Origin of the sequence: Nocardioides hwasunensis, assembly GCF_014779665.1 — a bacterium.
Lineage (GTDB): Bacteria > Actinomycetota > Actinomycetes > Propionibacteriales > Nocardioidaceae > Nocardioides > Nocardioides hwasunensis.
Window position 1 is genome coordinate 39,598 of the sequence record NZ_JACXYY010000009.1, and the last position, 22,425, is coordinate 62,022.

Below are 22,425 nucleotides of genomic sequence, written 5' to 3' on the forward strand. Positions count from 1 at the left end.
TCGTCCTGTTCCCGGCAGGTAGACCACTGGTAGACACGCACTTGCCAGAAAATGACACGTTGTTGGCAAACGTGTCCCAGAATGGGCGGATGGACTCGCGTCACGCCGAGGTGCTCGCCCAGACCGACCGCACCGCCCTGGGGCGGCGCCTGCGTTCCGCCCGCCTGGCCCGCGGCCTCACGCAGGGCGAGGTGGCGACCGACCTGATGTCGGTGGCCTACCTCTCCCGCATCGAGACCGGGCACCGACGACCCACCGTCACTGCTCTCGGCGTCCTCTCCGAACGGCTCGGCGTCACCGTCGAGTCACTCCTCGGGGTGGCCGACCGGCGCGTCGTCGACGAGATCCGCCTCGCCCTCGACTACGCCGAGCTGTCGCTGGAGTCCGGGCAGCCCGGGGACGCCGAGCAGCACCTGGAGGCCGCTCTCGACCAGATGGCGAGCGCCCGGATCGACGACATGCGCGATCGCGCCCGGCTGCTGCACGCCCGTGCCCTCGAGGCCACCAAGCAGGTCGACGACGCCATCCTCGAGCTGGAGGCGCTCATCGAGGAGCAGCGCACCGACGGTCTGACGCTGATCAAGGCCGGCATCGCCCTGAGCCGCATCTATCGCGAGACCGGCGACCTCGGGCGCGCCATCGCCTGCGGCGAGCGCGTGATGGCACGCGTCGAGGAGGCCGGGCTCGACGCCTCCGACGAGGGCGTCCAGCTGGCCGTCACCGTGGCCGCCGCCCACTTCGAGCGAGGCGACACCTCGCACGCCGTACGCCTGTGCCGCAAGGCGATCACCAAGGCCGAGTCGCTCGGCTCGCCGATGGCACGTGCCTCCGCCTACTGGAACGCCAGCGTCATGCAGGCCAACCGTGGTGACGTGGTCGCGGCCGTTCCTCTCGCCGAGCGCGCGCTCGCCCTGCTCAGCGAGGGTCAGGACGCCCGCAACCTCGCGCGGCTGCGCACGGAGGTCGGCCGGCTGCAGCTCGAGCTCGACCCGCCTGCTCTCGCCGAGGCACGCGACAACCTGCAGCAGGCAGCGCTCGAGATGGAGTGGAGCAGCGCGAGCCCCGTCGACCGCGCGTGGACCCTGCTCGGACTGGCCCGCGTGTCCTTCCTCGGTGGCGACCTGGACGAGAGCCGCGAGCTCCTGTCGCAGGTGCACACCACCGCTGACGGCCACGCGCCGCTGGCCGAGGCGGAGGCACTGACCCTGGAGGGTCGGACCCTTGCCGCCGAGGGCCGCTCGGACCTGGCCGCCGCCGCCTACCAGAGAGCCGTGCTGCGGCTCTCCGCCATCGGCGCCGACCAGAGTGCCGCCCAGCTGTGGTTCGACCTCGCCGACCTGCTGGGTGGCGTCGGGCTGACCGAGGAGTCGCTCGACGCCTACCGCCGCGCGGCAGTCTCCACCGGGCTGCGAGCGCGCGTGTCGACCCACACGCTCGCCCGCAGCTGAGGCTCCGGGGCCTCAGGCCTCGGTCAGCAGCACCAGACGTTGCGCATGGTGGTCGGCATCTTCGGGGCGGCCTCGGCGGGGGCGGTGAAGCCGGCCAGGCCGACGAGGGCGATCGAGGCGACGAGGGTGCGAAGGGCCTTGCTGGTCATGGGGTTCTCCTGGGATGTCTGGGGTGGGGTGCTGACGGGCACGACGAGGTGAAGCGGGTCCTGCTGACTGGCTCCGGCCAGGTGCGGATCAGCAGCACCAGACGTTGCGCAGCGTGGTCGGACCGGTCGGGGCCGCCTCGGCGGGGGCGGCGAGGCCGGCCAGGCCGACGAGGGCGATCGAGGCGACGAGGGTGCGAAGGGCCTTGCTGGTCATGGGGTTCTCCTGGGATGTCTGGGGTGGGGTGCTGACGGGCACGACGAGGTGAAGCGGGTCCTGCTGACTGGCTCCGGCCAGGTGCGGATCAGCAGCACCAGACGTTGCGCAGCGTGGTCGGACCGGTCGGGGCCGCCTCGGCGGGGGCGGCGAGGCCGGCCAGGCCGACGAGGGCGATCGAGGCGACGAGGGTGCGGAGGGCCTTGCTCTTCATGGTGTCTCCAGAGGTGAGTGCTGGGTGGGGTTGGCAAGCGTCCCGAGCGTCTGCACAAGAAATAGTGTCAAAACTGATGCGGAGTCTTCTCCGGTTTGGCAAACTTGGGCAAGTCCCGTTGGCAATTCCCCTGTATTGGCAGCGGTCCACGATCTCGTGAAACCCCCCTCGCGAGACACGCACCGGTCCCCACCCGGATGCCGCCGGACCCCCCGCATCCCGCGGGGGGTCCCCGCGATTTCGGGCTCGATCGAGCGATTCCACGCTCAGATCAGCCCCGTGCGCGCCTCTCGGGCGTGCTCCGGGCGGGCCCCGGCCGGCACCGAGGCCACGAGTGGCACGGGCGACGACCCCCTCGGGGCACGGTCGCTGAGGACGCAGAAAATATGTCCTAGCGCGGCAGGGCGAGGGTCACCGTGGTGCCGTCGCCAGGGGTGCTCTCGACGGCAATTTCGCCTCCGTGGGCCTCGACGATGGTCCGGACGATGTGCAGGCCTAGACCAGTTCCCGGCACCTGGAGCCGGCGCGCGTTGTCGCCGCGGAAGAAGCGCGTGAACACCTGGGGCAGGTCGTCGGGGTCGACGCCCTCACCGTGGTCGGCCACGGTCAGGACCACCCGGCCCTCCTCCTCGACGAGGTGGATCCTCACCTGTCCCCCGGCGCGGCTGTAGGCGATGGCGTTCGCGAGGAGGTTGTCGACCGCCTGACGCAGCCGCATCCCGTCCGCGACCGTCCGGAGGGAGGGGGGACCGTCCAGCTCGAGACCTACGCCGGCACCCTCCGCGTCCAGCGCGGCAGCCTCGACGGCCTCGGCGACCACTGTCACCAGGTCGAGCGGGTAGGGGCTCACGATGGCCGATCCGGCCGTCGCGCGGGTGGCGAAGAGCAGGTCGGCGACCAGGTGCGAGAGCCGCAGCATGTTGCGGCGTGCCGCGCTCACCTGCTGGTGCCCCTCGGCACCGAGGTCGGCGGACTCCTCGAGCAGCTCGAGGTAGGCGAGCGCGGAGGTGAGCGGCGTGCGCAGCTCGTGGGAGACCGTCGACACGAACTCGTCCTTGACCGCCTCTGCCCGGATGCGGTCGGTCACGTCGTGGTAGGCCAGCACGGCACCGGCGAAGCCGCCCACGCGATCGTGGATCGGCCGCGCCGAGACCAGCACTGCGCGCCGTGCCTGAGGGTCCTCACCGATCCAGACCAGGAGGTCGTCGAAGACCTCACCGGCGGCGGCGCGCGCCGACGGCATCTCGTCGCGGGTCAGCAGCCGTCGCTGCTCGGCGTCGTAGGCGAACCCGGTCTCCCCGGCCACGCCGAGGTGGCCGTGCGGGAAGGTGATCCGGAGGAACTCCTCCTGACGACGGTTGATCGCGCGGTGGTTGCCGTCGGCGTCGATGTGGAGCAGACCGACGGTCACGCTCTCGAAGAGGGCGTCGGCCCGTCCCTGCTCTGACTCGGCGGCCGCCTCGGCGGCGTCGAGGCGCTCGACGAAGGCCTGGCGCTCGGTGAGGTCGGCGATCTGCGAGATGAAGTGGATCGGGGCCCCGTCGCCGGCTCTCAGCAGGGCCACCGAGAGGTCGCCGATCAACACGCCGCCGTCGGCGCAGATGTAGCGCTTGGTGATCCGGTAGGAGCCGATCTCGCCGGACAGGGTCTGCTCGACCAGCCGCAGGTCGCTCGCGAGGTCGTCAGGATGGGTGATGTCCTGGAACGACATGGTGGCCAGCACGTCGGGGTCGTAGCCGAGCATGTCGCAGAGGGCGACGTTGGTGGAGAGGAAGTCGCCCGCGGGCGAGACGACGGCCATCCCGACGGGTGAGTGCTCCATCGTGAGCCGCCACAGGTCGTCGGTCTGGGGCGCACGCGTGGTCGCCGGCACGGCAACACCTCCTCGCTCGCCCCACCCGGAACCTCAACGGTACGAGTCGCAGGGCCCCTGGTGCTGCTGCTTGGGAGGATCCGCGACGAAAATGAGGAAATCGCCCCGCACGTCGGACGGCGGGGCGATTTCTTGAGGTTCTCGCGGTGGGCTCAGGCCGTGACGAGCACCTGCACCTCGGCCACCGAGCCGGTGGCCGCGACGACGCGGGTGTCCACGGGGTCCGCCTTGGGCGCGAGGGTCCGCAGCGTCCACTCGCCGTCACCGGCGAAGAACCGGAAGTGGCCGGTCGCCGAGGTCGGGACCTCGGCGGTGAACTCGCCGGTGCGGTCGAGCAGACGCACGTAGGCGTTGGAGACCGGCTCCTCGCCGCGCAGCACCTGGCCCTGGATCACGGCCTCCTTGGCGACGTTGACGCCGTCGAGGGACAGTCCGCCTTCCTTGGCTCCGCACATGTCAGTTGCCCCCCTCGTCGGCACTGCCGGGCTCGTCGCCGAGCGCGACCGGGACGCCGACGAGCGAGCCGTACTCGGTCCACGAGCCGTCGTAGTTCTTCACGCTCTGGTGGCCGAGGAGCTCCTTCAGCACGAACCACGTCAGCGACGAGCGCTCGCCGATGCGGCACAGGGCGATGGTCTCCTTGGAGTCGTCGATGCCGACCTCGGCGTAGAGGGCCTTGAGGTCCTCGTCGGACTTGAACGTGCCGTCGTCGTTGCAGTTCTTGCTCCACGGCACGTTGAGCGAGGTGGGCACGTGGCCGGCGCGCTGCGCCTGCTCCTGCGGCAGGTGGGCCGGAGCGAGCAGTCGACCGGCGTACTCGTCGGGGCTGCGCACGTCGATCAGGTTCTTGACACCGATCGCAGCGACGGCCTCGTCGCGGAAGGCCCGGATCGAGTGGTCCTGCTCGGTGGCGGTGTACGACGTCGCGGCGCGGCTCGGCAGGTCGTCGGTCAGCTCGCGGGAGTCGAGCTCCCACTTCTTGCGACCGCCGTCGAGCAGCTTGACGTCCTGGTGGCCGTAGAGCTTGAAGTACCAGTAGGCGTAGGCGGCGAACCAGTTGTTGTTGCCGCCGTAGAGGACGACGGTGTCGTCGTTCGACACGCCACGCTCGGAGAGCAGCGCCTCGAACTGGGCCTTGCTGACGAAGTCACGTCGGACCTGGTCCTGGAGGTCGGTGGTCCAGTCGAGCTTGATGGCTCCCCGGATGTGGCCCTTGTCGTAGGCAGTCGTGTCCTCGTCGACCTCGACGAGGACGATGCCGTCGGTGTCGAGGTTGTCCTCGACCCACTGGGCGGTGACGAGAGAGGTCTCGCGGCTCATGGTGGTGTGCTCCTTGGTGATGGTGAACATTTCGGTGGTCGAGGAAGGCGTCCTGGCGCCTTCACGAGACCGGGGATCTAGGCGGTGACGCGTCGGAGAAGCAGGTAGACCTCGCATCCCAGGCAGAAGGCGAAGACGGCGTTGAGCAGGGCGGCGACCAGCGCGAGCCCGACCGCGACCTGACCGACCACGGTGGCGCCGGCCGCGAGGGCGACCAGGCCGACGAGGGCGAAGGCGAGACCGACGGCCTGGGCGAACCGCGGCGGTGCGGCGTCCTCCCACTCCGACGGCGGCGCCAGGCGTGGCCGGACCAGCGTGCGGAAGAGCCAGGCGTGCGGGGTGTGCTGGACTCCGCGCACGGCACCGATCGCGAACAGGACGGCCTGCACGGCGAGCAGGACGACGCTGACGGGCGAGGGAGCCAGCAGGACCGCCACCAGGACGACCGCGGTCAACGCGGCCGCGAGCTGCGGGCCGCGGGGGTCGATCTGCCCCGCTGGCGGCCCGGCGACACCGGCGGTGGTGCCGGGCGTGGCGGTGGTGGACATGGCTCTCCTGAAGTCGGGCGGCACGGCACGAGGCCGGACGCGCCGGGATCACCCGGCGCGGGTCCCTCCGACGGGCACGGTCCACCTCGGCGTGGACGGTGCTCGGCTCAGCGGGGGACCGCTACGACATTCGACACAGCGCCGAGCGCACGCGGCAGTGGTCCACTGCGCGGCGCTTGGTCAGCATGGTCGAGGACATGACCACGACAGTAGGCCGAAACCCCTGCCCGATCACACCGCGTCTCATCATGTGGTCACACTATCCACATAATGAGATCAGGCGCGTGCCAGGGTCGCCAGCACCTGGTCCCGCGACGGCGCGCCCGTCGCCCGGGCGACCTCGGCGCCCGAGGCGTCGAGCACGAGCGTCGTCGGGGTGCGCAGGATGCCGAAGGCACGGGTCGCGTCCAGGTGCTGCTCGGCGTCGACCTCGACGTGCACGACCCCCTCCACCAGGCCGGTCACCTCGCCGAGCACGCGACGGGTGGCCCGGCACGGCGCACAGAACGCGCTCGAGAACTGCACGAGCGTCGCCCGCTCCCCCAGCGCCGCCCCGACGGCGGTGACGAGCTCGGCACCCGGTGGCGGCGCCGGCGCCGGGGTATCGGCGGGGTCCGCGCTGGTGCCGAGCCGGCGTACGGCCCGCGTGCCGCGGAAGCGGCCGTCGCTCACCTGACGCCACAGGCCGAGGCCGACCGCCACCGCGACGGCGGCGAGGGCGATCCAGGCTCCGGTGCTCACACCCGCGCAACGACGGGAGTCGCGCAGATGTTCCGCCTCATCCCCCGGCGAAGGGAGGCAGCAGCTCGACCACCGCCCCCGGGCGTACGACGACCGCGGCCGGGTCCTGGGTGCGCACCGGCTGGTCGCCGAGGAGCACCGAGCAGGCTGCGACGGTGCGGGCCATCCGGTCACCCGGATGCCGCTGCAGCACCTGCTCGAGGAGGTCCGCCAGGGTCAGCGCCTGCTCGGTGTCGAAGGCGTCCTCGGCGATGCCGGCCGCCGCGCGGGCGCCCGCCCAGTAGCGAACTGTGATCGTCTCAACAGCGCGATCCGTTCCAGCGGCGTCCTGCATGCGGGATATCCTTCACCATCCCCGGTCAGAGGAGGAGGTCCGACCTTGAGTGCACTGCTGCTGCTCACCGGCGCCCTCCAGCCGTCCGCCGAGGTCCTTCCCGGCCTCGCGCTCCTCTCGCACACCGTGAAGATCCTCCCGGCCCAGGGCAGCGCGCTGATCGACGCGCCCGACGCCGACCTGGTCCTCGTCGACGGCCGCCAGGACCTCGCGGCAGCGCGCGACCTGTGCCGGCTGATCCGCACCACAGGAGCCACGGCACCGGTCCTCCTCGTGGTGACCGAGGGCGGTCTCGCCGTCGTCGCCCACGACTGGGGCATGGACGACGTGGTCCTGCACACCTGCGGCCCGGCGGAGCTCGAGGCCCGGATCCGGCTCGCGATCGGCCGCAGCAGCGCCACGGCACCGGACGACCCCGCCGCCCACGTGATCCACCGCGGGGAGGTGGTCGTCGACGACGCGACCTACACCGCCCGGATCGGCGGCCGCGCGCTCGACCTCACCTACAAGGAGTTCGAGCTCCTGAAGTACCTCGCGCAGCACCCGGGGCGCGTCTTCAGCCGCGAGCAGCTGCTCCAGGAGGTCTGGGGCTACGACTACTTCGGCGGCACCCGCACCGTCGACGTCCACGTCCGGCGCCTGCGGGCCAAGCTCGGCACCGAGCACGAGCACCACATCGGCACCGTGCGCAACGTCGGCTACCGCTTCGTGGTCCCGACCCGGGACAAGGACACGGAGGGCGCCCCGGAGGGGGCGCGCTCGACGAGCGACGCCTGACACCTCGTCCTCTAGGGTCGCGGCGTGGACACCGTCATCGCGATCGCTGAGGAGTCGGCCGCGGCCGACGGCGCCGACCCGCTCGACGAGGCCGCCCGGATGGCGCTCGCCGACGGCACCGCCGAGGTGCTCGTCGAGGGCGACGCCTTCGCGCTCCTCCACGACGGCGACCTGTCGCTCGTGGTGCGCCCGTCGGCGCGCGGACGTGGGCTCGGATCGGCGCTGCTGACCCGTGCCGAGGCGTCGTACGACGTCTCGCTGACCGCGTGGTCCCACGGCAACCACCCGGCGGCCGCGAGGCTCGCGACGAGCCACGGGTGGAACAGGGTGCGCGACCTGTGGGTGATGCGACGCGACATGTCCACACCGCTGGCGCCTCTCGACCTGCCGGGCGGCGTCACGGTCCGCGCCTACCGCGAGTCCGACGCCGCCGACGTGGTGGCGGTCAACGCAGCGGCCTTCGCCCACCACCCCGAGCAGGGCGCGATGGACCTCGACAACCTCGCGCGGCGGATGGCCGAGCCGTGGTTCGACCCGGCCGGGCTGCTCGTGGCCGAGGACGGGACCGGGATGCTCGGCTTCCACTGGACCAAGCAGCACGACGCCGGACACGGCGAGGTCTACGTCGTGGGGGTGGCGCCCGGCGCGCAGGGCCGGGGGCTCGGCAAGCTGCTCACCCTCGCCGGTCTGCACCACCTCGCCGGTCTCGGCGTCGCGGAGGTGCTGCTCTACGTCGAGTCCGACAACGCACCCGCGGTCGCGGTCTACTCACGCCTCGGCTTCGAGCACGCGGACGCCGACACCCACGTGCAGTACGCCCGGTGACCGATATCTGAGGACGCTACGGACGAGCCGCACGACGAATCACCTTCACGACGTCCTCAGACATCTCGCGCAGGCGCTGGGGCGCGCACGCCGTCAGCGCAGGGGACGCACGTGGAGCCCGACCTCGGGATCCACGACGACCTCCTGCGAGGCCGGCATCTCGTCGACCGTCAGGGCCGCGTCGACCGGGACGTTGCGCTTGACCACGGCGAGCGCGATCGGCCCGAGCTCGTGGTGGCGCGCGCTCGACCCGACGAACCCGACGTCGCGACCGTCGTACGACACGGGCGAGCCGACCGGGGGAAGCCGGTTCTCCGAGCCGTCGAGGTGCAGCAGCACCAGCCGCCGGGGCGGGCGACCGAGCGTGTGCACGCGGGCGACCGTCTCCTGGCCGCGGTAGCAGCCCTTGTCGAGGTGGACGGCGGGGCCGATCCAGCCGACCTCGTTGGGGATGGTGCGGTGGTCGGTGTCGAGGCCGAGGCGCGGCTCGCCGCGCTCGATCCGGAGGGCCTCGAAGGCCCAGAGCCCGGCAGCCGGGCCGGCAGCCTCGGAGTACGCCTCCAGCTTGTCGCGCGGAACGAGGTCGAATCGCCCGGCACCCTCGCCGGGACGCCACATCACGGAGACGTCGTCGACGAGCGCGATCTCGACGCGGGTCATGAACTTCATCCGCTCGAGCCACTCGACCAGCGCGGGGCCGGCGCCGGGCTCGGTGTGGGCGGTGAACGCCTCGCCGTCGTCGACACCTGCGAAGGCGTGCTCGACGTGGCCCTGCGGACTCAGCACCAGCGCCTGGGTCCAGGTGCCGGGTGCGAGGCCCTCGAAGAACTGCGTCGTCAGGCTGTGCAGCCAGGACAGCCGGTCCGGCCCCGAGATGCGCAGGACGTCGCGGTGGGAGAGGTCGACGAAGCCGTCGCCCGCGGCGAGGCTGCGCTGCTCGGTGTTGAAGGAGCCGTAGTGCGCGGCCACCGGGGCGTCGATGCCGTCGCCGGCGACGGCCCCGGGGAGGGACAGGAGGGGGCTTGCCATGCCCTCGAGTCTAGGTCGGGTCCGGGGAGGCGTCGCAGTCCGTGCACTGGCCGAAGATCGCGAGGTGGCCGACGTCCATCGTGAAGCCGTCGGCCGCGAGCGCCGCGACGACGGGCGCGACGAGGTCGGGGCCGTAGGACCGGATGCGCTGGCAGCGTCGGCACACCACGTGGACGTGCTCGTGCTCGAGGGTGGAGTGGTACGTCGGTGCGCGGTCGCTGAGGTGCGTGTGGCGCACCAGCCCGAGCTCCTCGAGCACCTCGAGCGTGCGGTAGACGGTGGAGGCGTTGACCGAGCTGGCCCGCGCGCGGACGTGGGCCAGCACCTCGTCGGGTGTCGCGTGCCGCAGCTCCTCGACGGCCTGCAGGATCAGCTGCCGCTGTGGCGTGAGCCGAAGACCCTGCTCGCGGAGGCGGGTGGCCAGGTCGTCGCTCATGGCGTGCTCACCCGCGCTGGAGGCGGGCCCAGGTGTGGGGCTGGAGCTCCTGGCCCATCGCGGCCATGTCGTAGGCGTACAGCAGGTCACCCTCGACGTTGCCGTACATCCGCGACCCGGCCGTGACCTCCTTGGCCGTCTCGGTGAAGGAGACCCCGGCGGTGTGCATCTCGACCTTGCCGGCGTCGGCCGCGCCGTACCAGATCTCGGCGAAGCCGGTGTTGTGCGAGAGCAGGAACTCGACCTTGCCGGGCTCGGGGCAGCGCAGGAAGCCGGTCTCCATCGCAGCGTCGCGGACGAACTCGCCCTCGTCGTCGACGATCCAGGCGCGCGACATGTAGTGGAAGAACGGGCGCCCGTCGTGGGTGAAGATCAGCTCCTGGCCGAACTGGAACTTCTCGATCGTCGGGTAGTCGCCGTGTCCGTTGCCGCGCCACGTGCCGAGGAGCCAGGCGACGGGGCCGCAGTTGGGGTGCAGGTTGTCCGGCAGCTCGAAAGGCATGGGGACCATCCTAAGGTGGGGCCATGCCGCGCTCACTGGTCGTCAAGGTCACCTGCGGCGCCGAGGACGCCGAGCGCTGCAACCAGGCGTTCACCGTGGCCGCAGCCGCGGCCGCGTCCGGCGCCGAGGTCTCGCTGTGGCTCACCGGCGAGGCCGCGTGGTTCGGCGTGCCCGGCCGGGCCGAGGCGTTCGACCTCGACCTGGCCACCCCGCTCGACCAGCTGATGGGTGCGGTGCTCACGTCGGGCACGATCACCGTCTGCTCCCAGTGCGCCGCGCGCCGCGGGATCGTCGAGGGCGACCTGCGCGACGGCGTGACGATCGCGGGTGCGGCGGTCTTCGCCGAGCAGGTGCTCGCCGACGGCGTCCAGGCGCTCGTCTACTGACGCTCCCGCCCCGGACTCGGACGTGCTTGCACGTCACCCGACGTTCACCTTTCGGTGCCACACTGAGCGACATGTCCGACCCGGCAACCCTCACGAGCGCTGTCTCCCCCTCCGTGGACGAGGGCCCGGTGGCCGAGCCCTTCGGGCACCCCTCCGACACCTTCGACGTCGAGCCGCCCTACACCCCCGACGCCGCGGCGATCGAGGCCGTGGAGAAGTTCGACGACCGCTTCATCGACCGGGAGATCTCCTGGGTGCGGTTCAACCAGCGGGTGCTGGAGCTGGCCGAGGACCCGCAGCTCCCGCTGCTCGAGCGGGCGCGCTTCCTGGCGATCTTCGCCAGCAACCTCGACGAGTTCTTCATGGTGCGCGTGGCCGGACTCAAGCGGCGCATCGAGGCCGGCGTCGCCGTGCGCGCCGCCAGCGGCTACATGCCGCGCCAGCAGGTGGAGGAGGTGTGGTCGAGTGCCCGCTCACTCATGGAGCGGCACGCGCAGGCGCTCGTCGACCTGCTGCCCGAGCTCGGCGGGCAGGGCATCGAGATCGTCCGCTGGTCCGAGCTGGACCGCGACGAGCAGAAGGTCTGCAAGAAGCTCTTCAAGGACCGGATCTTCCCTGTCCTCACGCCCCTGGCCGTCGACCCGGCCCACCCGTTCCCCTACATCTCCGGGCTGTCGCTCAACCTCGCGGTCGTCGTGCGCCACCCCAAGACCGGCACCGAGCACTTCGCTCGGGTGAAGGTGCCGCCGACGTTCGGCCGCTTCGTCGAGCTCGGCAACCAGCGCTTCGTCCCGATCGAGGACGTCATCGGCGAGCACCTCAAGAAGCTCTTCCCCGGCATGGAGGTGCTCGGCGCCCACACCTTCCGGGTCACCCGCAACGAGGACCTGGAGGTGGAGGAGGACGACGCCGAGAACCTGCTCAAGGCGCTCGAGAAGGAGCTGCTGCGCCGGCGCTTCGGAGCGCCCGTACGCCTCGAGGTGGAGCGGTCGATCGACCCCAAGGTGCTCGAGCTGCTGGTCTCCGAGCTCGGCGTCTCTCGCGACGAGGTCGTCTCGCTCCCCGGGCCGCTCGACCTGACCGGCCTGCACTCGATCGCCGACCTGCCCCGCGACGACCTGAAGTACGCCGCGTTCCTCCCCTCGACGCACCCGAGCCTGGCCGAGGTCGAGTCGGCCTCCCCCGTCGACGTCTTCGACTCCGTCTCGCGCCACGACGTGCTGCTGCACCACCCCTACGACTCGTTCGCCACCTCCGTGCAGCGCTTCCTCGAGCAGGCCGCCGCCGACCCGCACGTGCTCGCGATCAAGCAGACGCTCTACCGCACCTCCGGCGACAGCCCGATCATCGAGGCGCTCATCGACGCGGCCCAGGCGGGCAAGCAGGTGCTGGTGATCGTCGAGATCAAGGCGCGATTCGACGAGCAGGCCAACATCCGCTGGGCCCGCAAGCTCGAGCACGCCGGCTGCCACGTCGTCTACGGCCTGGTCGGCCTCAAGACCCACTGCAAGCTCTCGATGGTCGTGCGCGACGAGCCCGAGGGCATCCGGCGCTACGTCCACCTCGGCACGGGCAACTACAACCCCAAGACCGCACGGGTCTACGAGGACCTCGGCCTCCTCACGAGCGACCCGGCCATCGGCGAGGACGTCGCCCTGCTCTTCAACAACCTCTCCGGGATCAGCCGCAACACGACGTACGACAACCTGCTGGTCGCGCCGGACAACGTCCGCGACGGGCTGGTGGCCCAGATCCACCAGGAGATCGCCCACCACCAGGCCGGGCGCCCCGCGGGCATCCGGATCAAGGCCAACTCGGTGGTCGACGAGGCGGTGATCGACTCGCTCTACCTCGCCTCGCAGGCCGGCGTGCGCGTGGAGCTGGTGATCCGCGGCATCTGCGCGCTGCGCCCCGGCGTGCCCGGGCTCTCCGAGACCGTGCGCGTGCGCTCGATCCTGGGTCGCTTCCTCGAGCACAGCCGCGTCTTCTGGTTCGACAACGACGGCGACCCGGCCGCGTGGATCGGCTCGGCCGACATGATGCACCGCAACCTCGACCGACGCGTCGAGGTGCTCGTGCGTCTGCGCCAGCCGCAGGTCGTGCAGCAGGTCGGCGAGCTCCTCGACCTCGCGCTCGACGAGGGCACCACCGCCTGGGACCTCGGTGCCGACGGCGAGTGGACCCTGCACCGGGGCGAGCGCCACCTGCACGACGAGCTCATCGCCCGGCAGCGGAGCCGGCGCCGCTGAGCGCTGCCCGGACGACTGTTTCGCGCGACACGCCGGGCGACACGCCGAGCGGCGTACCCCGAAATCACCGGGCCGATCGGTCGTTCGGCCGCGGGTTGCGGATACCGGCGAAACACCCCCTACTCTATTTCCCGGTTCATCCGCCCCCCGTTCGGAGTTCACCGTGCGTTTCAGGTTCCGCCCTGTCGACAGCTCGTTCTACGACCTCTTCAGCGAGGCAGCAGACCACCTCGTGGTCGGCGCCCAGCTCCTCAGCGAGATGCTCGCCGACGGCAGCTCGCGTGCAGACATCGCCCAGCGCATGCGCGAGGCGGAGCACGCGGCCGACGAGACGACCCACTCGATCATCCGTCGGGTCAACAGCACGTTCGTCACTCCGTTCGACCGGGAGGACATCTACTCCCTCGCCTCGGCGCTCGACGACGTGATGGACATGATGGACGAGGCGGTCGACCTGATCCTGCTCTACGAGGTCACCTCGCTCCCGCCGGAGTCCACCCAGCAGGTCGAGGTGCTGCAGCGGTGCGCCGAGCTCACGTCCGCCGCGATGCCGAAGCTGGAGTCGATGGGCTCGCTCGACGAGTACTGGATCGAGATCAACCGGCTCGAGAACACCGGTGACAAGTCTTACCGCCGCATCCTCGCCAACCTCTTCAGCGGCGACCACAAGGCGCTCGAGGTGATGAAGCTCAAGGACATCGTGGAGTCCCTCGAGGGGGCGATCGACGCCTTCGAGAAGGTCGCCAACATCGTGGAGCAGATCGCCGTCAAGGAGTCGTAAGACCGTGGAGATCGGCATCATCATCGCCGTGGTCGTCGTCGCCCTGGTGTTCGACTACACCAACGGCTTCCACGACGCGGCCAACGCGATCGCGACGTCCGTCTCGACGGGTGCGCTCAAGCCGCGCGTGGCGCTCGCCATGGCGGCCGTCATGAACTTCGTCGGTGCGTTCCTCGGGCAGAAGGTGGCCCACACCGTGTCCGACACCATCGATCCGGGGCCTGGTAGCCACGGCCTGGTCATCGTCATGTGTGGCCTGCTCGGTGCGATCACCTGGAACATGATCACCTGGTACTACGGCCTGCCCTCGTCGTCCTCGCACGCCCTGATCGGCGGACTGGTCGGCGCTGCCGTGGCAGCGGGAGCGACCGCCAACTGGGCCCTCGTGGTCGAGAAGGTGGTCATCCCGATGTTCCTCTCGCCCGTCGTGGCCTTCACGCTCGGCTTCGCGCTGATGATCGCCATCATGTGGATCTTCCGCCGCGCGAACCCGAGCAAGGCCCACCGTGGCTTCAAGGTCGCCCAGACCGTCTCGGCCGCCGCGATGGCGCTCGGCCACGGGCTCCAGGACGCCCAGAAGACGATGGGCGTGATCTTCCTGGCCCTCCTCACCGGTGGCTACGTCAGCGAGTCCGACGGCCTCCCGCTCTGGGTGATCCTCGCCGCCGCGACCGCCATCTCGCTGGGCACCTGGTCCGGCGGCTGGCGGATCATGCGCACCCTCGGTCGACGCATCATCCACCTCGACCCCGCCCGCGGCTTCGCGGCCGAGTCGGTCGCGGCCTCGGTGCTCTACACGACGTCGTACGTCTTCGAGGCGCCGATCTCCACGACCCACACCATCACCTCCGCCGTCATGGGCGTCGGCGCGACCAAGCGCCTGTCCGCCGTCCGCTGGGGCGTCGCGAAGTCGATCCTCACCGCCTGGGTGCTGACCTTCCCGGCCGCCGCGGCCGCCGCCGCCCTGTGCTACGGCGCGGCGCACCTCTTCCTCCCCTGACCCGTTTTCCCCCGGACCTCGATATCTGAGGACGTGGCGTACGTCTGAGCGGTCGGATCCCGTTCATGGCGTCCTCAGATGTCTGGACGTCAGGCCGCGCGCCGACGGTGCGCGAGGAGGCGGGCCTTCTCGTACGAGGACAGGTGGCGTCGCGCCTCGACCGTGGTCGTGTCGACCCACCCCGGTGGCGTCTCGATCGTCCACAGTCGGTCCGCGACCGGCGTGCGTCCGGCGCGGACGTACGCCTCCCGCAGCCGTCGCGCGAAGGCTCCTCGATCGGCCACGTCGCCGGCCATCATCGTCGCGCCCTCGAGACCCAGGCGTCGGTAGGCCGCCTCCTTGACGACGTCGATGGACCGGACGTTGTCGGCCAGGTGCAGCGCTCCGTCGTACATGCCGTAGACGCCGGTCTCCGGGTCAATGCCATCGGGGGTGCCGACGAATCGTCCCGACCGGTCGAACACAGGCCGGTTCATGAGCACCTCCGCGCCGACGATCTCGTCGCGCCACGTGAGCTGGAGCACCGGTTCCATCGGGGACCACGCGTTCTCGTCGAGCAACGGCAGCACCCGGCGTACGCGCTCCACACCTCGCCTCGCGACGAGGTCGGTGTCGACGAAAGCCGCCAGCTCGGCGATGGACACCAGGTCGTTGAACGCCGCCATGTCGAACGCCACCACTGCGGATTCGTCGTTCGGCGCGGTGCGCATCGCGTGACCGACGGACCACAGCGGAGTCGTCAGCCGGATCCCGTCTGACCGCATGAGGTGCCCGGGGGTCACCACCTCTTGGCTCACCTCCAGACCGGGGCGCGGCCGGAGCCGGTGACCACTGCTCACCGCCATCGGAACCGGAAAGTGCCCAGAGGCGGGACTCTCACCGGCGAACCACACCCCGCCGAGCCATCGCAGGGCCGCCCACCCCGTCACGCCGCCGTACGCCGGCAGGTGCGCGGCAGCCTCGACGATCCGCTGATCTGCAGCTTCGGTCCCGACCGTGGCGGGGACCCACATGTTGTGGCCCACCTGTCGCCACCGGCCAGAGCGCGTGCCCCAGGCCGTCGGACCGTCAGCGCCGGTGGGGTCGCGCCGCGACGGCCAGACCACACCGGGCCGCAGCCCCTCTCGGGGACCGATTCCGCGCGACGGCCAGGCACCGGGCGTCCAGATGACCTCGTCCATCCGAGGATGGTGCGGGACAGGCGTGCTGCGCCGCTGGCGTCATCCACAGGGTTGCCACCAGCGGCCGCCTCGACATCTGAGGACATGGCGTACGTGAATCAGGACGGATCTCGTTCACCACGTCCTCAGATATCGAGGACGGGAGGACAGATCAGCCGAAGCGACCGGAGATGTAGGCCTCGGTGGACTCGTTGTCGGGGTTGGCGAACATCTTCTGGGTGGAGTTGAACTCCACCAGGTGACCGGGCTGGCCGGCGGCCTTGAGGTTGAAAAAGCCGGTCTCGTCGGAGACGCGGGCCGCCTGCTGCATGTTGTGGGTGACGATGACGATCGTGTACTCGGTCTTCAGCTCGTGGATCAGGTCCTCGATGGCCGAGGTCGAGATCGGGTCGAGGGCCGAGCACGGCTCGTCCATCAGCAGGACCTGCGGCTCGACGGCGATCGCGCGGGCGATGCAGAGGCGCTGCTGCTGGCCGCCGGACAGGCCCATGCCGGGCTTGTTGAGCCGGTCCTTGACCTCGTTCCAGAGGTTGGCGCCCTTGAGCGAGCGCTCGACGATGTCGTCGGCCTCGGCCCTCTTCATCTTCTTGGCGTTGAGCCGGTTGCCGGCCAGCACGTTGTCGTAGATCGACATCGTGGGGAACGGGTTCGGACGCTGGAAGACCATCCCGATCTGACGGCGTACGGCGACCGGGTCGACCGCGGCGTCGTAGAGCGACTGGCCGTCGACCATCACCTTGCCCTCGACGCGCGCGCCGGGGATGACCTCGTGCATGCGGTTGAGCGAGCGCAGGAAGGTCGACTTGCCGCAACCGGACGGGCCGATGAAGGCGGTGACCGAACGCGCCTTGATGGTCATGGTGACGCCCTCGACGGCGAGGAAGTCGCCGTAGTAGATGTCGAGGGAGTCGACGGTGATGCTCTTGGCCATGGAGTCAGTCTCTCTTGTCTTCCGGAATCTGGTGCAGGCTCAGTGGCCGGTCTTGGGGGCGAAGATCTTGCCGATGATGCGGGCGGCGAGGTTGAGCACCATCACGATCACGATCAGCACCAGGGCGCCACCCCAGGCGATCTCGATCCCGGGCCGGATCCCGCCGGCCGTCTCGGCGATGCCCGGGTTGGCGTTCTGGGTGTAGATCAGCACCGGCAGCGTCGTCATCCGCCCGTCGAAGACGTTGAAGTTGGTGCGGGTCGTCAGACCGGCGATGAGCAGCAGCGGAGCCGTCTCGCCGACGACGCGGGCGATCGAGAGGGTGACGCCGGTGACGATGCCGCCGAGCGCCGTCGGGAGCACGACCTTGACGATCGTGCGCCACTTCGGCACCCCCAGGGCGTACGCCGCCTCGCGCAGCTCGCTGGGCACCAGCCGCAGCATCTCCTCGGTCGAGCGCACCACGATGGGGATCATCAGCAGCGACAGCGCGACCGAGCCGCCGATGCCCACCCGGGTCGAGGGCCCGAACAGCAGGATGAAGAGCGCGAAGGCGAAGAGGCCGGCCACGATGGACGGGATGCCGGTCATCACGTCGACGAGGAAGGTGATCCAGCGCGCGAGGCGCTTGCCCTTGCCGTACTCGATCAGGTAGATCGCGGCCATGACGCCGATCGGCACCGAGATCAGGGCCGCGAAGAGCGTGATCAGGAGCGTGCCGATCAGGGCGTGGTAGATCCCCACCTCCTGGTCGAGGCTGGTGCGGTACATCGAGTAGGTCAGGAAGGTCGAGCTGATCCGCGGCAGGCCACGGTCGACGACCGTGTAGAGCAGGGAGACCAGCGGGACGATCGCGACGATGCAGGCGGCCCAGACCAGGCCGGTGACCAGGCGGTCGGTCGCGCCGCGCGAGCCCTCCACCACGCGGGCCCACAGCGGCAGCGCGACGAGGAAGACGAGACCGGCGACGATCGCCCAGGCGACGACACCCCAGCCGAGGAGCAGGACCGGCAGGCCGGCCGCGGCGGCGGCGACCACGCCGACGAGGGCAGGGGCGAACCGCGGCAGGCGCGCGGCGGTGAACGACACCGACTCCGCGCTCGGCCGGACGGGAGCGGTCGTGACGCTCATCGCGCGAGCTTCCTCTCGTTGCGGGTGACGACCCAGCGGGCCGCGAAGTTGACCAGGAAGGTCACGAGGAAGAGCACCAGGCCGGTGGCGATGAGGACCTGGATCTTGCCGGGGGTGCCCTCGCGGTAGTTCGACGCGATGTTGGAGGCGATCGAGGCTGGGTTGGTGTTGGAGATCAGGTTGAACGAGATCCCCCCACCGGCCGAGAGCACCATCGCCACGGCCATCGTCTCGCCGAGCGCGCGGCCCAGGCCGAGCATCACCGCCGAGACCATGCCGGAGCGGGCGTAGGGGAAGACCGCCAGCCGCAGCATCTCCCACCGGGTGGCGCCCAGGGCGAGGGCGGCCTCCTCGTGCAGGCGCGGGGTCTGCGAGAAGACCTCGCGCGAGATCGCGGTGATGATCGGGATGATCATGATCGCCAGCACCAGACCTGCGGTGAGGATGGTGCGGCCCGTGGTCGAGGCCGGTCCGGCGAAGAAGGGCACCCAGCCGGCGTGCTCCTCGAGCCACTGGTAGACCGGGCTGAGCTTGGGTGCCAGCACCGTGATGCCCCAGAGGCCGAAGACGACCGACGGGACCGCGGCGAGCAGGTCGATGACGTACGCGATGGGGGTGGCGACCCGCTTGGGGGCGTAGTGGCTCACCACCAGCGCGATCCCCCAGGACAGCGGAACGGCCACGACCAGGGCGATGATCGCGGCCAGCACGGTGCCGAACAGCAGCGGGGCTACGTAGCCCGCGAACGTGCTGGCACTGCCGTAGAAGCTGGCCGGCTTGACCAGTCCCGGCGCGCCCTCGATCGTCAGAAAGATGAAGACGCCCGCCAGGGCGACCAGGATGATGATCCCGGCGGCCAGTGCGAGCCGGGAGAAGATCGTGTCGCCGAGCCTGGGCTTGGCCCGGCCCGTGTCATCAGCAACAACGGTGGTTGCCACTCGCTACCTCACTCAGTCGTGTCACGCGCCGGTGCGGCGGGTCGGTGTCCCGGCCCGCCGCACGCGGCGATGGGTGGTCGGAGCGTCCTCCGACCAGGATGGATCAGCCGGCCGAGATCGCCTCGACGATGCCCTTGGCCTTCTCGGCGACCGAGTCGGAGAGCGGCGCGGAGCCGGCCTCCTGGGACGCCGCGTCCTGGCCCTCGGGGGACACGATGTAGGAGAGGTAGCCCTTGACCAGGTCGGCCTCGGCCTGGTCCTCGTAGGTCTGGCAGGCGATGAGGTAGCTCAGGAGGACGACCGGGTAGGCGCCCGCCTCGGTGGTGGTGCGGTCGATGTCGACGGCCATGTCGACGTCGGCGCGGCCCTCGGCGGCCGGGGACGCCTCGACGACGAGGGCGGCACCCTCGGCGGACGGGGCGACGTAGTCCTCGCCGACCTTGACCGAGACCACGGACAGGTCGCCGACCTGGCTCTCGTCGGCGTAGCCGATGGTGCCGTTGCCACCGGAGACCGCGGAGATGACACCGGAGGTGCCCTCAGCTGCCTCGCCACCCTTGACCGGGAAGGCGTCCTCGGCCTCGTAGGACCACGACTCGCTCGCCTTGCCGAGGTAGTCGGTGAAGTTCTTGGTCGTGCCCGAGTCGTCGGAGCGGTGGACCGGCGTGATCGCCTGGTCCGGCAGGTCGGCGCTGGGGTTCTGCTCGGCGATGGCCGGGTCGTTCCACTTCGTGATCTTGTTGTCGAAGATCTGCGCGATCGTGTCGGCGTCGAGGTTCAGCGCGTCGACGCCGTCGAGCTTGAAGGCGACCGCGATCGGCGAGACGTAGGCCGGCACCTCGATCGGGTCGGTGCCGTTGCAGCGCTCCTTGGCGGCCGAGAGCTCGCCCTCGTCGTCGTTGAGGTAGGAGTCGGACCCGGCGAAGCTGACGCCGCCGTTGATGAAGTTGGTGCGACCGTCACCCGAGCCGACCGGGTCGTAGTTGACGGTCACGTTGCCGTCGTTCATGCCCTGGAAGCCGGTCGCCCAGGCACCCTGGGCCTTCTCCTGGGAGGAGGCGCCGGCGCCGTTGAGGTCGCCGGACAGTCCGCCGGAGGTGTCGCTGCTGTCGCTCGAGCCCGAGTCGCTGCCCGAGTCGGCGCTGCTCTCGTTGCCGGCACCGCAGGCGGTGAGCGAGATCGAGAGGGCAAGCACGGCGACGCTGGGGGCGAGCAGCTTGCGGAAAGAAGTGCGGTTCACTTCGGGTGCTCCTGAGGAAGTCTGGTGAGTACTGACATCGGCGAAGGTAGGCACGTCAGGAGAACGAGCACGGCGCCGTCGGTGAACGCAGGATGAACTCGACCGGACCGCCTGGCGTCAGGAACCGGTGCACGAGACGGCGATCACATGAACTCGGTCATCGAGGCTTGACGCGAGGGCGTCCCGAGTCCTAGTGGCGACCCTCAGGGAGCCAGCACCTCGGTCGCCACGACGCGTCCCTTGCGGTGGTGCGCGACGAGCATGGCACCCGGCTCCAGCTTCGTCTCGCGCACCCCCATCGCGTCGAGCACCGTGGGGAGCACCGGGCGATGGGTGCAGACCACGGCGCTCTCCCCGCCGTCGACGAGTGCGTCGACGAGATCGACGATGCCCTCGACCGAGGCACCCTCCTCGCTGAGCTCGTCGTAGAGCTTCACCGGCCACCCCGTCGTGTCGACGTACGGCGCCACCGTCTGCAGGCAGCGCAGGCTCGTGGAGCTGTGGGCCGCGGTCACGTCGAAGGCCGCGAGCAGCGGCACCAGCCGCTGCGCCTGGGCCTCCCCGAGCTGGACGAGCGGGCGCTGGCGGTCGTCCTTGCGCCACCCGCCCCGCGAGCGAGCCTGGCCGTGCCGCAGCACGACCAGCGCCCGGGTCTTGCGGCGCAGCGGACGGGCCTCGGCCAGGGTCTCGCGGTCGTGGGGATAGGTGAGCCGTCGGGCGGCAGCGGACCACTCGACCCACTCGACCGCGTCGATCTCCGCGTTGGGCCGGTAGCGGCTGACGTCGTCGCTGCCGATCGCCCGTGCGGTCCAGTAGTCGACCGACTTCCACCGGCCACCCGACATCCGGTAGCGCTGCCGCGCGAGCGCAGGGCCGAGCCGGACGTCGAGGCCGGTCTCCTCCGCGACCTCGCGGACGGCCGCGGTGACGGCGTGCTCACCTGGATCGAGCTTTCCCTTGGGAAAGGACCAGTCGTCGTACTTGGGTCGGTGCACGAGCAGCACCTCCCCGCCCTTGCGGGTCACCACGGCACCAGCAGCGCGCACGTCGCGGGGCTCCATGGAAGTAGTGTCACACCGTCCCCCGCCCTGTGAGGAGCCCCCCGTGTCACGTCGCGCCGCCGTGGCCCTCGCGGTCGTGGTGGTGCTGGCCGTCGCCGGACTCGCAGCGTGGCGGCTCTCCTCCTCCGGCACACCGCTCAGCCGCGCACTGGCGCTCGTGCCTGCGGAGACCAGCCGCTCCTCGTGGACCGACTGGGAGGGAGTACGCCGCGAGCTCGGCTCCGACGTCGGCCGCGGCTCCTCGGCCGAGGAGGTGGACGCCTTCGTGTCCGAGGCGTTCGGCAGCGATCTCACGTCCATGTCCGCGCTCGGCACGTCGGCCGGCACAATGCAGGAGCTGCTCGGCCTGTCGCCGGCCACGCTCAGCTGGGAGCTGCTCGCCCAGTCCGACGGCGGCGCGGTCGAGGCGATGGGGGTCGGTGACGACCTCGACCTGTCCGACGTCGCCGACCGGCTGGCCGACGCGGGCTGGACCGAGCCCGAGGTGGACGACGGGGTGTGGGTCGGCGGTCCCGACGTGCTGGCACGTCTCGGGTCGACGATCACACCCGAGCTCCAGCACCTGGTCCTGCTCCGTGACCAGGACCTGGTCCTCGCCTCCGACCAGGTGGCCTACCTCGAGGCGGCCACGGAGGTGGCGCGCGGCACCGCCGCGGGCGCCGACGACCTGGCCGATCTCGCCACCGGGCTGGCGGAGCCGCTGGCGGCCGCCGTCTTCACCGGCGACTACACCTGCGAGAGGCTCGCGATGGCCCAGGCCGACGCGGACGCCCAGGACGAGGCGGCGCAGCTCGTGGCGGAGTCCGGCGGGGTGCACCCGCTCACCGGGTTCGCGATGGGCCTCCTGCCCGGGGGCCACGTACGCGCCCTCCTGCAGGTCGAGGACGCCGACGACGCGCCGGCCGACGCCGATGCGCGCGCCCGGCTCGCGTCCGGCCCGGCGCCGGGGCAGGGCGGCGAGTTCACGGACCGGTTCGCGCTCGAGAGGGCCGGCTCCCAGGGGCGGGTGATCACCCTGGACCTGCGGGCTCGCCCGGGGGCGTACGTCCTGTCCGACCTGACCAGCGGTCCGGTGCTGTTCGCGACCTGCTGAGCCTCGCGCGCGCCCGGGCGACCC

Annotated in this window: 26 protein-coding genes; 8 read left to right on the forward strand and 18 right to left on the reverse strand. The window is 70.8% G+C overall.

The window, feature by feature from the left end:
- Positions 1-89: 89 nt before the first annotated feature.
- On the forward strand, positions 90-1,448 hold the full coding sequence (locus tag IEZ25_RS19370) for a helix-turn-helix domain-containing protein (RefSeq protein WP_191201121.1): 1,359 nt from the start codon (positions 90-92) through the stop codon (positions 1,446-1,448).
- A 23-nt stretch (positions 1,449-1,471) separates the two neighbouring features.
- Here the strand turns inward: IEZ25_RS19370 and IEZ25_RS21965 are convergent, their stop codons facing one another.
- From IEZ25_RS21965 to IEZ25_RS19400, 9 genes are all read right to left on the reverse strand, one after another.
- A complete protein-coding gene (locus tag IEZ25_RS21965; RefSeq protein ID WP_263575262.1) occupies positions 1,472-1,597 on the reverse strand; it encodes a hypothetical protein in 126 nt (41 codons plus the stop codon).
- 88 nt (positions 1,598-1,685) lie between these two features.
- Entirely contained in the window at positions 1,686-1,811 is a 126-nt protein-coding gene (locus IEZ25_RS21970; RefSeq protein ID WP_263575263.1) for a hypothetical protein, read from the reverse strand.
- Positions 1,812-1,899: 88 nt separating this feature from the next.
- Positions 1,900-2,025 carry a hypothetical protein gene (locus IEZ25_RS21975; RefSeq protein WP_263575264.1) on the reverse strand — a complete coding sequence of 42 codons (126 nt, stop codon included), beginning with the start codon at positions 2,023-2,025 and terminating at the stop codon, positions 1,900-1,902.
- Positions 2,026-2,416: 391 nt separating this feature from the next.
- Positions 2,417-3,898, reverse strand: a complete 1,482-nt coding sequence (locus IEZ25_RS19375) for a sensor histidine kinase (RefSeq protein WP_191201122.1) — start codon at positions 3,896-3,898, stop codon at positions 2,417-2,419.
- Between the two features lie 152 nt (positions 3,899-4,050).
- Positions 4,051-4,353, reverse strand: coding sequence for a DUF1416 domain-containing protein (locus tag IEZ25_RS19380; RefSeq protein ID WP_191201123.1), 303 nt, complete (start codon positions 4,351-4,353; stop codon positions 4,051-4,053).
- A 1-nt stretch (position 4,354) separates the two neighbouring features.
- On the reverse strand, positions 4,355-5,218 hold the full coding sequence (locus IEZ25_RS19385; protein WP_191201254.1) for a sulfurtransferase: 864 nt from the start codon (positions 5,216-5,218) through the stop codon (positions 4,355-4,357).
- A gap of 77 nt (positions 5,219-5,295) precedes the next feature.
- A complete protein-coding gene (locus tag IEZ25_RS19390) occupies positions 5,296-5,766 on the reverse strand; it encodes a DUF4395 domain-containing protein (protein WP_191201124.1) in 471 nt (156 codons plus the stop codon).
- A 276-nt stretch (positions 5,767-6,042) separates the two neighbouring features.
- Positions 6,043-6,507, reverse strand: coding sequence for a TlpA family protein disulfide reductase (locus IEZ25_RS19395; protein WP_191201125.1), 465 nt, complete (start codon positions 6,505-6,507; stop codon positions 6,043-6,045).
- A gap of 37 nt (positions 6,508-6,544) precedes the next feature.
- Entirely contained in the window at positions 6,545-6,841 is a 297-nt protein-coding gene (locus tag IEZ25_RS19400; protein ID WP_191201126.1) for a MoaD/ThiS family protein, read from the reverse strand.
- Between the two features lie 45 nt (positions 6,842-6,886).
- Here IEZ25_RS19400 and IEZ25_RS19405 point away from each other — a divergent pair, with 45 nt between their 5' ends.
- A complete protein-coding gene (locus tag IEZ25_RS19405; RefSeq protein WP_191201127.1) occupies positions 6,887-7,618 on the forward strand; it encodes a winged helix-turn-helix transcriptional regulator in 732 nt (243 codons plus the stop codon).
- Between the two features lie 24 nt (positions 7,619-7,642).
- Complete coding sequence (mshD, locus tag IEZ25_RS19410) at positions 7,643-8,443, forward strand: mycothiol synthase (protein WP_191201128.1); 801 nt, start codon at positions 7,643-7,645, stop codon at positions 8,441-8,443.
- Between the two features lie 93 nt (positions 8,444-8,536).
- Here mshD and ygfZ read toward each other — a convergent pair whose 3' ends face one another.
- Genes ygfZ through IEZ25_RS19425 form a run of 3 tightly spaced genes read right to left on the reverse strand, consistent with a single transcriptional unit; the run spans position 8,537 to position 10,410 of the window.
- The gene (gene ygfZ / locus IEZ25_RS19415) at positions 8,537-9,472 is read right to left on the reverse strand and encodes a CAF17-like 4Fe-4S cluster assembly/insertion protein YgfZ (RefSeq protein WP_191201129.1); all 936 of its coding nucleotides are present in this window, start codon (positions 9,470-9,472) and stop codon (positions 8,537-8,539) included.
- A 10-nt stretch (positions 9,473-9,482) separates the two neighbouring features.
- Positions 9,483-9,908, reverse strand: a complete 426-nt coding sequence (locus IEZ25_RS19420) for a Fur family transcriptional regulator (protein WP_191201130.1) — start codon at positions 9,906-9,908, stop codon at positions 9,483-9,485.
- A gap of 7 nt (positions 9,909-9,915) precedes the next feature.
- Positions 9,916-10,410, reverse strand: a complete 495-nt coding sequence (locus IEZ25_RS19425) for an FABP family protein (RefSeq protein ID WP_191201131.1) — start codon at positions 10,408-10,410, stop codon at positions 9,916-9,918.
- 23 nt (positions 10,411-10,433) lie between these two features.
- On the opposite strand from IEZ25_RS19425, the gene IEZ25_RS19430 reads away from it, so the two are divergent.
- The 4 genes from IEZ25_RS19430 to IEZ25_RS19445 all read left to right on the forward strand — a co-directional run bounded on the left by IEZ25_RS19430 (position 10,434) and on the right by IEZ25_RS19445 (position 14,826).
- Entirely contained in the window at positions 10,434-10,796 is a 363-nt protein-coding gene (locus IEZ25_RS19430; RefSeq protein WP_191201132.1) for a DsrE family protein, read from the forward strand.
- A gap of 71 nt (positions 10,797-10,867) precedes the next feature.
- On the forward strand, positions 10,868-13,045 hold the full coding sequence (locus tag IEZ25_RS19435) for an RNA degradosome polyphosphate kinase (RefSeq protein ID WP_191201133.1): 2,178 nt from the start codon (positions 10,868-10,870) through the stop codon (positions 13,043-13,045).
- Positions 13,046-13,208: 163 nt separating this feature from the next.
- Positions 13,209-13,826: a DUF47 domain-containing protein gene (locus tag IEZ25_RS19440; protein WP_191201134.1), complete on the forward strand. Its 618-nt coding sequence runs from the start codon at positions 13,209-13,211 to the stop codon at positions 13,824-13,826.
- A 4-nt stretch (positions 13,827-13,830) separates the two neighbouring features.
- A complete protein-coding gene (locus tag IEZ25_RS19445) occupies positions 13,831-14,826 on the forward strand; it encodes an inorganic phosphate transporter (protein ID WP_191201135.1) in 996 nt (331 codons plus the stop codon).
- Between the two features lie 89 nt (positions 14,827-14,915).
- Here the strand turns inward: IEZ25_RS19445 and IEZ25_RS19450 are convergent, their stop codons facing one another.
- The 6 genes from IEZ25_RS19450 to IEZ25_RS19475 form a co-directional block, all read right to left on the reverse strand.
- Complete coding sequence (locus tag IEZ25_RS19450; protein WP_191201136.1) at positions 14,916-15,506, reverse strand: hypothetical protein; 591 nt, start codon at positions 15,504-15,506, stop codon at positions 14,916-14,918.
- 652 nt (positions 15,507-16,158) lie between these two features.
- The gene (gene pstB, locus IEZ25_RS19455) at positions 16,159-16,938 is read right to left on the reverse strand and encodes a phosphate ABC transporter ATP-binding protein PstB (protein ID WP_191201137.1); all 780 of its coding nucleotides are present in this window, start codon (positions 16,936-16,938) and stop codon (positions 16,159-16,161) included.
- Between the two features lie 39 nt (positions 16,939-16,977).
- The gene (gene pstA / locus IEZ25_RS19460) at positions 16,978-18,069 is read right to left on the reverse strand and encodes a phosphate ABC transporter permease PstA (protein ID WP_191201138.1); all 1,092 of its coding nucleotides are present in this window, start codon (positions 18,067-18,069) and stop codon (positions 16,978-16,980) included.
- On the reverse strand, positions 18,066-19,007 hold the full coding sequence (pstC, locus tag IEZ25_RS19465; RefSeq protein ID WP_191201139.1) for a phosphate ABC transporter permease subunit PstC: 942 nt from the start codon (positions 19,005-19,007) through the stop codon (positions 18,066-18,068). The genes pstA and pstC overlap by 4 nt, the downstream gene beginning before the upstream one ends.
- A 103-nt stretch (positions 19,008-19,110) precedes the next feature.
- Positions 19,111-20,247: a phosphate ABC transporter substrate-binding protein PstS gene (locus tag IEZ25_RS19470; protein WP_191201140.1), complete on the reverse strand. Its 1,137-nt coding sequence runs from the start codon at positions 20,245-20,247 to the stop codon at positions 19,111-19,113.
- Positions 20,248-20,450: 203 nt separating this feature from the next.
- A complete protein-coding gene (locus IEZ25_RS19475; RefSeq protein ID WP_191201141.1) occupies positions 20,451-21,308 on the reverse strand; it encodes an NUDIX hydrolase in 858 nt (285 codons plus the stop codon).
- A 43-nt stretch (positions 21,309-21,351) separates the two neighbouring features.
- On the opposite strand from IEZ25_RS19475, the gene IEZ25_RS19480 reads away from it, so the two are divergent.
- Positions 21,352-22,401, forward strand: coding sequence for a hypothetical protein (locus IEZ25_RS19480; RefSeq protein ID WP_191201142.1), 1,050 nt, complete (start codon positions 21,352-21,354; stop codon positions 22,399-22,401).
- Positions 22,402-22,425: the final 24 nt, after the last annotated feature.